The sequence below is a fragment of the Clostridium sp. C2-6-12 genome, from assembly GCF_009928485.1.
Taxonomy (GTDB): domain Bacteria; phylum Bacillota; class Clostridia; order Clostridiales; family Clostridiaceae; genus Clostridium.
The window spans coordinates 1-14815 of record NZ_JAABNP010000066.1 but is presented as its reverse complement, the minus strand read 5'-3'; the positions used below and the strand labels follow the sequence as shown (position 1 = coordinate 14815).

The 14815-nt window shown below is 33.1% G+C and carries 12 protein-coding genes and 1 other annotated feature; all 12 genes read left to right on the top strand.

Going from position 1 to position 14815, the window contains the following annotated elements:
* Positions 1-236 precede the first annotated feature (236 nt).
* The gene (rpmG, locus tag GXK56_RS26770; protein WP_015390327.1) at positions 237-386 is read left to right on the top strand and encodes a 50S ribosomal protein L33; all 150 of its coding nucleotides are present in this window, start codon (positions 237-239) and stop codon (positions 384-386) included.
* Positions 387-433: 47 nt separating this feature from the next.
* A complete protein-coding gene (secE, locus tag GXK56_RS26765; protein WP_160693240.1) occupies positions 434-664 on the top strand; it encodes a preprotein translocase subunit SecE in 231 nt (76 codons plus the stop codon).
* Between the two features lie 36 nt (positions 665-700).
* Positions 701-1222, top strand: coding sequence for a transcription termination/antitermination protein NusG (gene nusG, locus GXK56_RS26760; protein ID WP_160693238.1), 522 nt, complete (start codon positions 701-703; stop codon positions 1220-1222).
* Between the two features lie 70 nt (positions 1223-1292).
* The gene (rplK, locus tag GXK56_RS26755; RefSeq protein WP_077846152.1) at positions 1293-1718 is read left to right on the top strand and encodes a 50S ribosomal protein L11; all 426 of its coding nucleotides are present in this window, start codon (positions 1293-1295) and stop codon (positions 1716-1718) included.
* 54 nt (positions 1719-1772) lie between these two features.
* Complete coding sequence (rplA, locus tag GXK56_RS26750; protein ID WP_160693236.1) at positions 1773-2462, top strand: 50S ribosomal protein L1; 690 nt, start codon at positions 1773-1775, stop codon at positions 2460-2462.
* A 44-nt stretch (positions 2463-2506) separates the two neighbouring features.
* Positions 2507-2634: a sequence feature (ribosomal protein L10 leader region), on the top strand.
* A gap of 35 nt (positions 2635-2669) precedes the next feature.
* Entirely contained in the window at positions 2670-3167 is a 498-nt protein-coding gene (gene rplJ, locus GXK56_RS26745; protein WP_160693234.1) for a 50S ribosomal protein L10, read from the top strand.
* Positions 3168-3218: 51 nt separating this feature from the next.
* Positions 3219-3584 carry a 50S ribosomal protein L7/L12 gene (rplL, locus tag GXK56_RS26740; RefSeq protein ID WP_160693232.1) on the top strand — a complete coding sequence of 122 codons (366 nt, stop codon included), beginning with the start codon at positions 3219-3221 and terminating at the stop codon, positions 3582-3584.
* Positions 3585-3934: 350 nt separating this feature from the next.
* Positions 3935-7642, top strand: a complete 3708-nt coding sequence (rpoB, locus tag GXK56_RS26735; RefSeq protein WP_160693230.1) for a DNA-directed RNA polymerase subunit beta — start codon at positions 3935-3937, stop codon at positions 7640-7642.
* A gap of 21 nt (positions 7643-7663) precedes the next feature.
* Positions 7664-11185, top strand: coding sequence for a DNA-directed RNA polymerase subunit beta' (gene rpoC / locus GXK56_RS26730; protein ID WP_160693228.1), 3522 nt, complete (start codon positions 7664-7666; stop codon positions 11183-11185).
* A 269-nt stretch (positions 11186-11454) separates the two neighbouring features.
* The gene (gene rpsL / locus GXK56_RS26725; protein ID WP_077846158.1) at positions 11455-11832 is read left to right on the top strand and encodes a 30S ribosomal protein S12; all 378 of its coding nucleotides are present in this window, start codon (positions 11455-11457) and stop codon (positions 11830-11832) included.
* Positions 11833-11983: 151 nt separating this feature from the next.
* Positions 11984-12454: a 30S ribosomal protein S7 gene (gene rpsG, locus GXK56_RS26720; protein WP_160693226.1), complete on the top strand. Its 471-nt coding sequence runs from the start codon at positions 11984-11986 to the stop codon at positions 12452-12454.
* Between the two features lie 84 nt (positions 12455-12538).
* Entirely contained in the window at positions 12539-14605 is a 2067-nt protein-coding gene (gene fusA, locus GXK56_RS26715; protein WP_160693224.1) for an elongation factor G, read from the top strand.
* Positions 14606-14815: the final 210 nt, after the last annotated feature.

Sequence of the window (14815 nt, the reverse complement as noted above, 5' to 3'; positions counted from 1 at the left end):
GAGAAGGTGGAAGAACTGTAGGTTCTGGAGTTGTTACTAGCATAGAAAAATAAGAGATTAATTATTTATATGGATAGGACTAAGTTGTATAACTTAGTCTTATTTAAAGAGTGATTGACAACTTAAATATTCTATGATATTGTATAAAAGTGACATTTTAAGCAAGTGATAAACTAGAAGTGAACAAGAGATTATGTTTCTTGTTTAAATATATATAAAAAACTGGAGGTGCAGTAATGAGAACAAAGATAACTTTAGCATGCACAGAGTGTAAACAAAGAAATTATGATTCAATGAAGAACAAAAAAAATGATCCAGATAGATTAGAAATGAAAAAGTATTGTAAATTCTGTAAGAAGCACACTCTTCATAGAGAAACTAAGTAATTAACCCGGTAATGACATATGGTTATTAAAAATAAGGATGTGAAGATATGTCAGCAAAAAATAATGCAAAAACTGAGAAAGCTGCTAAAAATAATGGCGTGATTGGTTTTTTCAGAGAGGTTAAAGCGGAGGTTAAGAAAATAACTTGGCCTTCAAAAGATGAGACGAAAAAAGCATTTGTTGCAGTTATAGTATTCACACTAATGTATACTATATTAGTTGGAGGATTAGATTCTATTTTCAGCAACCTCTTTAAAATAATTTTAAATATGAAGTAAAAAGGAGGTTAGGGTGATTAAGATCACCTGATGAGTATGAGTGATAGAGCAAGATGGTATGTAGTTCATACATATTCTGGATATGAAAACAAAGTAAAAGCAAACTTAGAAAAAGCAATTGAAAATAGAAATCTTGAAGCACTAATCCATGATATACAAGTACCTATGGAAGAAGTGGTTGAAGAAAAAGACGGAAAACAAAAAGTCTCATTAAAGAAAAAATTTCCTGGATATGTACTTATAAAAATGCTTATGAATGATGAAGCTTGGTATGTTGTAAGAAATACAAGAGGTGTAACAGGTTTTGTTGGACCGGGTTCTAAACCAGTTCCTCTTTCTGATGAAGAAGTGGAAGCAATGGGAGTAATGGAAATGCCTGTTGACATTGATTTAGAAATTGGTGAAAGCATTAGAATTATATCTGGGCCATTGAGAGAATCTGTGGCTATAATACAGGAAATAGTTCTAGATAAGCGCAAAATAAAAGCTTTAGTAGATATGTTTGGCAGAGAAACTCTTGCCGAATTAGACTTTAATCAAGTTGAAAAATTAGTTTAATAAACTAATTTTAATTAAGTGGGAGAACTGAAAGTTCGTATATACCACAGTAATAGGAGGAATAACAAAAATGGCTAAGAAAGTAACTGGAATGATCAAACTTCAACTTCAAGCAGGTAAGGCGACACCAGCTCCACCTGTAGGTCCAGCTTTAGGTCAACATGGTGTAAACATAATGGGATTCTGTAAGGAGTTCAATGCAAAAACTGCTAATCAAGCTGGATATATAATACCAGTAGTAATTACAGTATACCAAGATAGATCTTTTAGTTTTATATTAAAGACTCCTCCAGCAGCAGTTCTAATTAAGAAAGAAATAGGATTAGAAAGTGGTTCTGGAGTACCTAATAGAACAAAAGTTGGTAAGTTAACTCAAGATCAACTAAGAAAAATTGCTGAAACAAAAATGCCAGACTTAAATGCTGCAAATGTTGAATCTGCTATGAGAATGATCGCAGGAACAGCTAGAAGTATGGGCGTAACTATTGAAGAGTAATTCGTAAAAATAAGTGGGAGGTCAAAACCGTTATAACCACAGAGGAGGCAAATTATGGGAAAGAAATATATTGAAAGTGCAAAGCTTATAGACAAAAGTGCATTATACAATCCAGTAGAAGCGTTAGATCTTACATTAAAGACTGCAAAGGCAAACTTTGATGAAACTGTTGAATTACACGTAAGACTTGGAGTAGATCCAAGACATGCAGATCAACAAGTAAGAGGTGCTGTTGTTCTTCCAAATGGAACAGGAAAAACAGTTAGAGTACTTGTGTTTGCTAAAGGAGATAAAGCTACAGAAGCACAACAAGCTGGAGCTGATTTCGTAGGAGCTGATGAATTAGTTCAAAAGATCCAAACTGAAAATTGGTTCGAGTATGATGTAGTAGTTGCAACTCCAGATATGATGGGTGTTGTAGGTAGAATCGGTAGAGTGTTAGGACCTAAAGGTTTAATGCCAAATCCAAAATCAGGAACTGTAACATTTGATGTTGCTAAGGCTATTGAAGATATTAAAGCTGGTAAAGTTGAATATAGAGTAGACAAAACAGCTATCGTTCACTGTCCAATAGGAAAGAAATCTTTCGGAGTTGAAAAGTTAAAAGAAAACTTCCATGCGTTAATGGATGCTTTAGTAAAGGCTAAACCAGCTGCAGCTAAAGGACAATACTTAAAATCTGTATCAGTTTCAAGTACAATGGGACCAAGTGCAAAAATTAATCCAACAAAAGCTTTAGATTAATATTGACTTAGTTTAAATTAAGTAGTATAATACTTAATGTTGTGAAAAAGAAAATATTTTTTCCGTAGACAGTAGGTGCGAAAGCGTAAAGTTAATCTACCTGCCGAGGGTGTATATAATAGATGATATTATTGACCTTCCTTGTCTGCGGAAGGTCTTTTTTAATAAAAGAAGCAGTTATAAACTGTGAGGAGGTGGACTACAGTAATGAATAAAAACAGACAACTTAAAGAGGCTAAAGTAGCTGAAATTAAGGAAAAATTAGAAAAATCAAAAGCTGTTGTTCTTAGCAAGTATCAAGGTTTAAGTGTTGAAGAAGATACTATTCTTAGAAAAAATTTAAGAGAAGCTGGAGTAGAATATAAAGTATATAAAAATACTTTAGTTACTTTAGCAGCTAAAGAATTAGGTTTAGAAGGTATATGTGAATACTTAGAAGGACCTGTAGCTATTGCATTTAGTTATGAAGATGTTACATTAGGTGCAAGAATATTAAATGATTTTGCTAAAGACCATAAAGTTTTAGAATTAAAAGCTGGTATTGTAGATGGAGAAATCTATGATGAAGCTAAGATTAAGCAATTAGCAACAATACCATCAAAAGAAGTTCTTATTGCAAAACTTCTTGGAAGTATCAAGTCTCCAATATCAAGCTTTGCACGTGTTTTAAGTGCTATTGCTGATAGCAAGGAAACTGCAGAATAATCAATAAAAAAATAAAAAATTAGAAGAAAAAATTTCGGAGGTGCTATTAAAATGACAAGAGAAGATATAATTCAAGCAATAAAAGAAATGAGCGTTTTAGATTTAAACGAATTAGTAAAGGCTTGTGAAGAAGAATTTGGAGTAAGTGCTGCTGCTGCTGTTGTAGCTGGTGGAGCTGTAGCTGGAGCTGCTGCTGCTGAAGAAAAAACAGAATTTGATGTAGTATTAGCAAGTGCTGGAGATAACAAGATTAAAGTTATCAAAGTAGTTAGAGAATTAACTGGATTAGGATTAAAAGAAGCTAAAGAAATAGTTGATGGAGCTCCTAAGACATTAAAAGAAGGCGTTGCTAAAGAAGAAGCTGAAGACATCAAAGCTAAATTAGCTGAAGTTGGAGCTACTGTAGAAGTTAAATAATTTATTTAAAAGAAAGGGTGCTTTAAAGCACCTTTTTTAAACCTTATTTATAAAGCTATATAAAATGCTTGTTGGAAAATAGGTATTTTATATAGCTTTATATCTAAAAATAATATCAGTCAAAATATAATGAAAATAACATTTATATCCTTGACAACAAAAATGTCATATGATATATTAATATAATGTATTATTCACTATGGATTATTATATAATCACGGTGGAAAAAAACAGTATAATCTGGTGAAAAATGGTTATACTATAAAAAAGAAGTTGTCCGAAAGCAAAAGTCCTTAGGGAAAGTACGCTTTTGGCTATTTTAGTTTATTTTATACAAGGGGTGAAAATTCATGGTACATCCTGTCCAAATTGGAAAAAGAACAAGAATGAGTTTTGGTAAAATTAATGATGTTACTGAAATGCCTAATTTAATTGAAGTACAATTAGATTCTTATGAATGGTTTTTAAGAGAAGGCCTTCATGAAGTTTTTGAGGATATAAATCCTATAACAAACTTCACAGGGAATTTAGTACTTGAATTCGTAGACTATAAACTTGATATGGAAAACATCAAGTATTCTGTCGAAGAATGTAAGGAAAGAGATGCAACTTATGCAGCACCATTAAAAGTTTCAATTAGATTACAAAATAATGAAACAGGTGAAATTAAAGAACAAGAAGTATTTATGGGAGATTTCCCATTAATGACAGAACAAGGTACCTTTGTAATTAACGGTGCTGAGAGAGTTATAGTTAGCCAATTAGTTAGATCACCAGGTGTATATTATAACTACTCTATAGACAAGAGTGGTAAAAAGTTGTATTCATCAACTGTAATACCTAATAGAGGTGCATGGCTAGAATATGAAACAGATTCTAATGACGTAATTTATGTGAGAATTGACAAAACTAGAAAATTATCAATTTCAATATTAGCGAGAGCTATGGGATTGGGAAGTGATCAAGAATTACTAGATTTCTTTGGTGAAGAAGAAAGATTTAGAGCTTCAATAGAAAAAGATAATACAAAGACTAAAGAAGAGGCGCTACTTGAAATATATAAGAGATTAAGACCAGGTGAACCACCAACAGTAGATAGTGCTATATCTTTAATTGATACTTTATTCTTTGATGCCAAGAGATATGATTTATCTAGAGTTGGAAGATATAAGTTTAATAAAAAGTTGACTTTAAATTTAAGAATTGCTAATCAAATAGCGGCTACTGATATTATTAATCCACAAACTGGTGAAATAATGATAGAAAAAGGCAACAAAATAAGCAGATTAATGGCTGAAGAAATCCAAAATGCTGGAATAAAATCAGTTGATGTGTTAGTTGATGATAAAGTTATTAGAGTAATTAGTAATCATTTTGTTGACTTAAAGAAGCAAGTTTCATTTGATGTTTCAGACTTAGGAATAAAAGAATTAGTCCATTATCCTACACTAAGAGAAATATTAGATAATTATTCAGATGAAGCAAGTATTAGGGACGAAATAAAGAAGAATATCAGCAGACTTATTCCTAAACATATAATAAGAGATGATATATTTGCAACTATTAGTTATGAATTAGGATTAGCTTATGGTATTGGTTATGTTGATGATATAGACCATTTAGGAAATAGAAGATTAAGATCAGTAGGAGAATTGTTACAAAATCAATTCAGAATTGGTTTATCAAGAATGGAAAGAGTAGTTAAGGAAAGAATGACTATTCAAGACCAAGAAGCTATAACGCCTCAAATGCTAATTAACATAAGACCAGTTGCAGCGGCGATTAAAGAATTCTTTGGTAGTTCTCAATTATCACAATTCATGGATCAAACAAATCCATTATCAGAATTAACTCATAAGAGAAGATTATCAGCATTAGGACCAGGAGGTCTTTCAAGAGAAAGAGCTGGGTTTGAAGTTAGAGACGTTCACCATTCTCATTATGGTAGAATGTGTCCAATTGAAACGCCTGAAGGTCCGAATATAGGTCTTATAAACTCTTTAGCAACATTTGCAAAAGTTAATGAATATGGATTCATTGAAACTCCATATAGAATTGTAAATAAAGAAGAAGCAAGAGCTACGGATGAAATAAGATATTTCACTGCAGATGAGGAAGACCAATTCTTAATAGCTCAAGCTAAAGTGCCTATGGATGAACAAGGGCATTTTATTGATAAGAAAGTAACAGTAAGACATTTAGAGGATATATTAGTTGTTCCAGCGACAGAAGTTGATTTGATCGACGTTTCTGCAAGACAAATGGTATCAGTTGCGACTGCAATGATTCCGTTCCTTGATAATGACGATGCTACAAGAGCGCTGATGGGATCAAACATGCAACGTCAAGCAGTACCATTATTGAATCCACAAGCTCCAATTGTTGGAACAGGAATAGAATATAAAGCAGCTGTAGATTCAGGAGTATTACCAAAAGCTAAGAATGCAGGGGTTGTTACTTATGTATCAGGTAGCGAAATTAGAATCAAGAGAGATTCAGATGGTGGAACAGATGTATATAAATTATTAAAGTTTAAGAGAAGTAACTCTGGAACTTGTATAAATCAAAGACCAATAGTGGATATTGGTGAAATAGTATTTAAGAACCAAGTAATTGCGGATGGTCCATCTACAGATTTGGGAGAAATTGCATTAGGTAAAAATATCAGAATGGGATTCATAACTTGGGAAGGTTATAACTATGAAGATGCCATGTTAATTTCTGAAGAATTAGTTAAAGAAGATGTATTCACATCTATGCATATAGAAGAGTATGAATGTGAAGCTAGAGATACTAAGCTTGGCCCAGAAGAAATAACAAGAGATATACCAAATGTAAGTGATGATGCACTTAAGGATGTTGACGATAGAGGTATTATAAGAATAGGTGCTGAAGTAAGATCGGGAGATATATTAGTTGGTAAAGTAACACCAAAAGGAGAAACTGAACTTACAGCAGAAGAAAGATTATTAAGAGCAATCTTTGGTGAGAAAGCAAGGGAAGTAAGAGATACTTCATTAAGAGTTCCTCATGGAGAAGCTGGAATAATAGTTGATATAAAAGTATTTACAAGGGAAAATGGAGATGAATTAAATCCAGGAGTAAATGAACTTGTAAGATGTTATATTGCACAAAAAAGAAAGATTTCTGTTGGAGATAAAATGGCAGGACGTCATGGTAATAAGGGGGTTATCTCTAGAATATTACCGGAAGAAGATATGCCGTTTTTACCAGATGGTAGACCACTTCAAATATGCTTAAATCCATTAGGGGTACCTTCTCGTATGAATATCGGGCAAGTACTTGAAGTTCATTTAGGCTGGGCTGCTAGTCACTTGGGATGGCATATATCTACACCAGTATTTGATGGAGCAACTCAATCTGAAATTACAGAATGTATGTTAAAAGCAGGATTCAGAGAAGATGCTAAAACTATATTATATGATGGTAGAACTGGAGAACCATTTGATAATCCAGTAACTGTTGGAATAATGTATATATTAAAGCTTCACCATTTAGTAGATGATAAGATTCATGCTAGATCTACAGGACCTTATTCACTTGTTACTCAACAACCATTGGGAGGTAAAGCTCAATTTGGTGGTCAAAGATTTGGAGAAATGGAAGTTTGGGCTTTAGAAGCATATGGTGCAGCGCACACATTACAGGAAATATTAACAGTTAAATCAGATGACGTTGTAGGTAGAGTTAAGACATATGAAGCTATAGTTAAAGGTGAAAATATACCAGAACCAGGAGTTCCAGAATCATTTAAGGTTCTTATTAAAGAACTTCAAGCTTTATGTTTAGATATTAAAGTGTTGAATGATGAACATGAAGAAGTAGCTTTAAAAGAAATAGTTGATGAAGATTTAGCAAATTTGGAAGTTAATATAGAAGGAAATGAAGATATGGTTCTTCAAGAACCAGAAGTAATTGACGATAGTTATGATCAAAACAAGGAAGAAGATTTAGATGATATTGATTATGACGAAAATGTTGACATAGATGAACTTGAAAGTGATTTAGAACTAGATGATTTTAATGATGAACACTAATTTTGAAGGGAGGATTTACCCTTGTTTGAATTAAATAATTTTGAGGCAATACAAATTGGTTTGGCGTCTCCGGAACAAATAAGACAATGGTCAAGAGGAGAAGTTAAAAAGCCTGAAACAATTAACTACAGAACACTAAAGCCAGAAAGAGATGGTCTATTCTGCGAAAGAATTTTTGGGCCTATGAAAGACTGGGAATGTCATTGTGGGAAGTATAAAAGAGTAAGATATAAAGGTATAGTTTGTGATAGATGTGGAGTTGAAGTCACAAAGGCTAAGGTGAGAAGAGAAAGAATGGGGCATATAGAATTAGCAGCCCCAGTATCACACATTTGGTACTTCAAAGGAATTCCATCAAGAATGGGATTGATATTAGATATGTCTCCAAGAGCTTTAGAAAAAGTTTTATATTTTGCATCTTATATAGTAATTGATCCAAAAGAAACTCCATTATTAAAGAAGCAACTTCTTAATGAAAAAGAATATAGAGAAGCTGTAGATAAATATGGTGATGAAAGCTTCGTTGCAGGAATGGGTGCGGAAGCAATTCAAGAACTTCTTGGTGAAATTGATTTAGAAAATAGTTCAAAAGAATTAAAAGAAGAACTTAAACAAAGTACAGGGCAAAAGAAAGTTAGAATTATAAGAAGACTTGAAGTTATTGAATCATTTAGAAAATCAGGAAATAAACCTGATTGGATGGTTATTAATGTAATACCAGTAATTCCACCTGATTTAAGACCTATGGTGCAATTAGATGGTGGTAGATTTGCAACATCAGATTTAAATGATTTATATAGAAGAGTTATTAATAGAAATAACAGATTGAAAAAGTTGTTAGATTTAGGTGCACCGGATATAATTGTAAGAAATGAAAAGAGAATGCTTCAAGAAGCAGTTGATGCACTTATTGATAATGGTAGAAGGGGAAGACCTGTAACTGGACCAGGAAATAGACCTTTAAAATCTCTTTCAGATATGTTAAAAGGTAAGCAAGGTAGATTTAGACAAAACTTACTTGGAAAGAGAGTTGACTATTCTGGTAGATCAGTTATCGTTGTTGGACCAGAATTAAAAATGTATCAATGTGGTCTTCCAAAGGAAATGGCTATTGAATTATTTAAGCCATTTGTAATGAAGAAATTAGTTCAAGATGGAGTGGCCCATAATATAAAGAGTGCTAAGAGAATGGTAGAAAGAGTTCAACCTCAAGTATGGGATGTATTAGAAGAAGTAATTGCAGATCATCCAGTGTTACTTAACCGTGCGCCTACACTTCATAGACTTGGTATTCAAGCTTTCCAACCAGTATTGGTAGAAGGTAGAGCAATAAAACTTCATCCGTTAGCATGTACAGCATACAATGCTGACTTTGATGGGGACCAAATGGCTGTCCATCTTCCATTATCAGTGGAAGCTCAAGCTGAAGCTAGATTCTTGATGTTAGCAGCAACAAATATCTTAAAACCATCAGATGGTAAACCGGTTTGTGTTCCAACTCAGGACATGATTCTTGGATCTTATTATTTAACAATAGATAAAGATGGTGCTAAGGGCGAAGGAATGACATTTAGTAGTAAAGATGAAGCTATAATGGCATATGAAGTTAAAGAAATTGATATACATGCTAGAATAAATGTTAGAATGTTTAGAGAATTTAACGGTGTAATGCAATCCAAAGTTATTACTACTACTGTCGGAAAGATATTGTTTAATGAATCAATTCCTCAAGATTTAGGATTGGTTAATAGAGAAAATGAAGAAGAAAAATTCAATTTAGAATTTGATGTCTTAGCTACTAAAAAAACATTAGGAACAATAATAGATCAATGCTATATGAAACATGGTCCAGTAAAAACATCTGTAATGCTTGATAATATTAAAGCATTAGGTTATCATTATTCATCTATAGGAGCTGTTACGGTTGCAACATCAGATATAGTGGTACCAGATGCTAAGTATGTTTTACTTAAAGAAGCTGATGAAACTATTGAAAAGATTGAAAAGATGTATAAAAGAGGTTTCATATCTGATGATGAAAGATATGAAAGAGTTATTGAAAAATGGACTCAAACAACTGAAGATGTTGCCAATGCGTTGATGGATAGTCTTGATAAATTCAATCCTATATACATGATGGCGGATTCTGGAGCCAGAGGATCTAAGTCCCAAATCAAGCAATTAGCGGGTATGAGAGGACTTATGGCAAGTCCGTCTGGTAAGATCATCGAATTACCGATTAGAGCATCATTTAAAGAAGGATTAGACGTATTAGAATACTTCTCATCTACACATGGAGCTAGAAAAGGTAATGCCGATACTGCCTTAAAGACAGCCGATTCAGGATACTTAACAAGAAGATTAGTTGACGTATCGCAAGACGTTATAGTAAGAGAAGAAGATTGTGGTGCAGATGACGGTATCTTTGTAAGTGAAATAAAAGAAGGTAATGAAGTTATCGAAGAATTAAGAGAAAGATTAATTGGTAGATATACTGCTGAAGATATTATAGATCCTAAAACTGGAGATGTTATTACTTCAAGAAATGAATATATGGATCCAGATGTAGCAGATAAAATAGTTTCAGCTGGGATCAAAAAAGTTAAAATTAGATCTGTATTTACTTGTAACTGTAAAGTTGGTGTATGTTCTAGATGTTATGGTATGAACATGGCTACGGCTAAGAAGATTGATATTGGAGAAGCGGTTGGAATTATCGCAGCTCAATCAATCGGGGAGCCAGGAACACAGCTTACAATGAGAACATTCCATACAGGAGGAGTTGCGGGTGCGGATATTACTCAAGGGTTACCTAGAGTTGAAGAATTATTTGAAGCTAGAAAACCTAAAGGACTTGCAATTGTAAGTGAAATTAATGGTACTGTTAAAGTTGAAGATACAAAGAAGAAGAGAGTAGTAATAGTTATGGGGTCAGATGGTGAAGAACGTAGTTACGATATACCATTTGGTTCAAGACTTAGAGTCAGCGAAGGAGATTTTATTGAAGCTGGAGATGAAATTACAGAAGGTTCAGTAAATCCTCATGATATAATGAGTATAAAAGGTATTGATGGAGCTAGAAGATATCTGCTTTCAGAAGTTCAAAAGGTTTATAGATTACAGGGTGTTGATATCAATGATAAGCATCTAGAAGTAGTTGTTAGACAAATGACTAGAAAGATAAAAGTTCTAGAATCAGGAGATACAGATTTACTACCAGGTACGCTTATTGACATGTTTGACTTTAATGAAGAAAATGCAAGGGTTAGAGAATTTGGTGGAGAAGAAGCACAAGGTGAACAAACTTTACTAGGTATAACTAAAGCTGCATTAGCAACTGATAGTTTCTTATCAGCAGCCTCATTCCAAGAAACAACAAGAGTTTTAACTGAAGCAGCAATTAAAGGAAAGGTTGATCCTCTAGTTGGATTAAAGGAAAATGTTATTATTGGTAAGTTAATTCCAGCTGGTACTGGGATGATGAGATATAGAGAATTAAAAGTAGTTCAAGAAGAAATAGTTGAAGAAACAATTGAAGAATAGAAATTAATTATATTGACATGTGTAAAATATAATGATAAAATACAATTTGTGTGATTTACAATGTGAAATCACACAAATTTATGTCAATAATATTGTTTTGTAATATTAATTTGACTGATTATAATTTAATTTGTTGATTTAATATGCATAATTAATTTTAATGATAGAGAATATAATAATACTTTCATTAGAATGAAGGTTTTATATTCTAATAATTTCGCGTTTATCTTAATTTAAAAATAGATAAATAAATTTCAGGAGGTGAAAAAATGCCAACTATTAGCCAATTAGTAAGAAAAGGCAGAAAATCAGCAGTAGTTAAATCAACTGCTCCAGCACTTAAAGAGTGTCCTCAAAAAAGAGGTGTATGTACAGTAGTTAAAACAACAACTCCTAAGAAACCTAACTCAGCGTTAAGAAAAATTGCCAGAGTTAGATTAACAAACGGATTTGAAGTAACTGCATACATTGGTGGAGTAGGTCACAACTTACAAGAACATAGTGTTGTTCTTATAAGAGGTGGAAGAGTTAAGGACCTTCCTGGTGTTAGATACCATATCGTAAGAGGTGCATTAGATTGCGCTGGTGTAGCTAACAGACTTCAAGGAAGATCAAAGTACGGTGCTAAGAGACCTAAACAAAAATAGGACTTTTAACTAAGAAGTAGTGCTTATCTTCAGCAGAAATTATAGATTTAACTTAAGTTTATATATAGATGTAAGAGATGTAGCACTTTGCGGTATTATGAATACCGAGTACCGATGAACTTAAATTTAAAATGTTAAGGAGGGAAGAAAAGTGCCAAGAAAAGGACATATTGCAAAAAGAGATGTATTACCAGATCCAGTATACAATTCAAAAGTTGTTACTAAATTTATAAATAGTATCATGGAAGATGGTAAGAAGGGTGTTGCCCAAAAAATATGCTATGATGCATTTGAATTAATCGCAAAAAGAAGTGGAAAAGAAGCTTTAGAAGTATTTGAAGAAGCTATGAACAACGTAATGCCATTACTAGAAGTTAAAGCTAGAAGAATAGGTGGTGCTACTTATCAAGTTCCAATAGAAGTTAGACCTGAAAGAAGACAGACTTTAGGAATTAGATGGATGTTAATAGCAGCAAGAAAAAGAGGCGAAAAGTTAATGTGTGAAAGAGTAGCTGGTGAATTACTAGATGCTTCTAACAACACAGGAGCAGCTGTTAAGAAGAGAGAAGATACTCACAAAATGGCAGAAGCTAATAAAGCATTCGCTCATTACAGATACTAATATATACTCAAAACTGTTTTGGCTTATGCTAAGGCAGTTTTGTCAAATTAAATTATATTTACTCGTTGAGAGGAGGACAAATAAATGGCTAGAAAATATCCTTTAGAGAAATTCCGTAATTTCGGTATAATGGCTCATATAGATGCAGGTAAAACAACGACTACAGAACGTATATTATTCTATACAGGAGTTAGTCACAAAATAGGAGAAGTTCATGATGGGGCTGCTACAATGGACTGGATGGTTCAAGAACAAGAAAGAGGTATAACAATTACTTCAGCAGCAACAACATGTTTCTGGAAAGATCACGAACTTAACATCATTGATACTCCAGGGCACGTAGACTTCACAGTTGAAGTTGAAAGATCATTAAGAGTACTTGACGGAGCTGTTACAGTTCTTGATGCAAAGAGTGGGGTTGAACCACAAACTGAAACAGTATGGAGACAGGCAGACAAGTATGGTGTACCTAGAATGATCTATGTAAATAAAATGGATGCAACAGGTGCAGATTTCTTTAGATGTGTTCAAACAGTTAAAGATAGATTAAAAGCTAATGCAGTTCCAATTCAAATCCCAGTTGGTAGCGAAGAAAACTTTAAGGGTATGATAGACCTTATAAGAAATGTAGCTATCATGTATTACGATGATCTTGGAAAAGATATGAGAGAAGAAGCTATACCAGCAGAATATGCTGATCAAGCTGAAGAATATAGAGCAGTAATGATAGAATCTATAGCTGAAACTGATGAAGAATTAATGGAAAAATACTTAGAAGGTGAAGAAATCACTGAAGAAGAATTAGTTAAAGCATTAAGAAAAGCTACAATAGCTAATGAAATTTATCCATGTATTTGTGGTTCTTCATACAAAAATAAGGGTGTTCAACAAATGATAGATGGTGTTGTTGCTTATTTACCATCACCATTAGACATTCCAGCTGTAAAAGGAACAACATTAGAAGGTGAAGAAGATCATAGAGAAGCTTCAGATTCTCAACCATTATCTGCATTAGCATTCAAGATTGCTACTGACCCATTTGTTGGTAAGTTAGCATTCACAAGAATCTACTCAGGAGTAATGGAAAGTGGTTCTTACGTTCTTAACTCTACAAAAGGTAAGAAAGAAAGAATTGGTAGACTTGTTAAGATGCACTCAAATTCAAGACAAGAAGTTGAATCATTAGAGGCAGGAGAACTTGGAGCAGTAATCGGACTAAAGAACACTACTACTGGTGATACTTTATGTGCTGAAAATAATCCGATTATACTTGAATCAATGGAATTCCCAGAACCAGTTATCAATGTTGCTATTGAACCTAAAACAAAAGCAGCTCAAGAAAAGATGGGATTAGCGTTAGCTAAATTAGCAGAAGAAGATCCTACTTTCAAAACTTGGACTGATACAGAAACAGGTCAAACAATTATTGCAGGTATGGGAGAACTTCACTTAGAAATCATCGTTGATAGACTTACAAGAGAATTTAAAGTTGAATGTAACGTTGGTGCTCCACAAGTTGCTTACAAAGAAACAATTAGAAATGCTGTTAAAGCAGAAGCTAAATATGCTAAACAATCAGGTGGTAAAGGACAATACGGTCATGCTGTAATTGAAATGGAACCAACTGAAGGAGATTACGTGTTTGAAAATGCTGTAGTAGGAGGAGCTATTCCAAAGGAATATATTCCAGCTATAGACAATGGTATTCAAGAAGCAGCTTTAAATGGTATTATTGCTGGTTATAACGTTATTAATTTCAAAGTTAAATTGGTACACGGTTCATACCATGAAGTTGACTCGTCTGAAATGGCATTTAAAATTGCTGGGTCTATGGCGTTTAAAAATGCTATGGCAAAGGCAAATCCAGTACTTCTTGAACCTATGATGAAGGTTGAAGTAACAGTTCCAGAAGAATATATGGGAGATGTTATCGGAGACATTAACTCTAGAAGAGGTAGAATGGAAGGTATGGAAGCTGTTAATGGAGCTCAAGTTATAAGAGCGTTTGTACCATTATCAGAAATGTTTGGATATGCTACTTCATTAAGATCTAGAACACAAGGTAGAGGAGTTTACTCAATGGTATTCGACCATTATGAAGAAGTTCCAAAGAATATTCAAGAACAAATTGCTGGTAGCAGAGCTAAATAATATCTAAAGATAAAGTTGATTACTATTTATATGATTGCTTATAATGTTAAAATTTAAGTAATTTATATAAATAGTAAAAAACTTGAATAATAAAAGTAGATATTAAAATTTGTATCAGTTATAATATTTACGAAAAGATTCTTTTAATTAATGTCATAAGGGAGGAAAATTACAATGGCAAAAGCAAAATATGAAAGAAGTAAACCACAC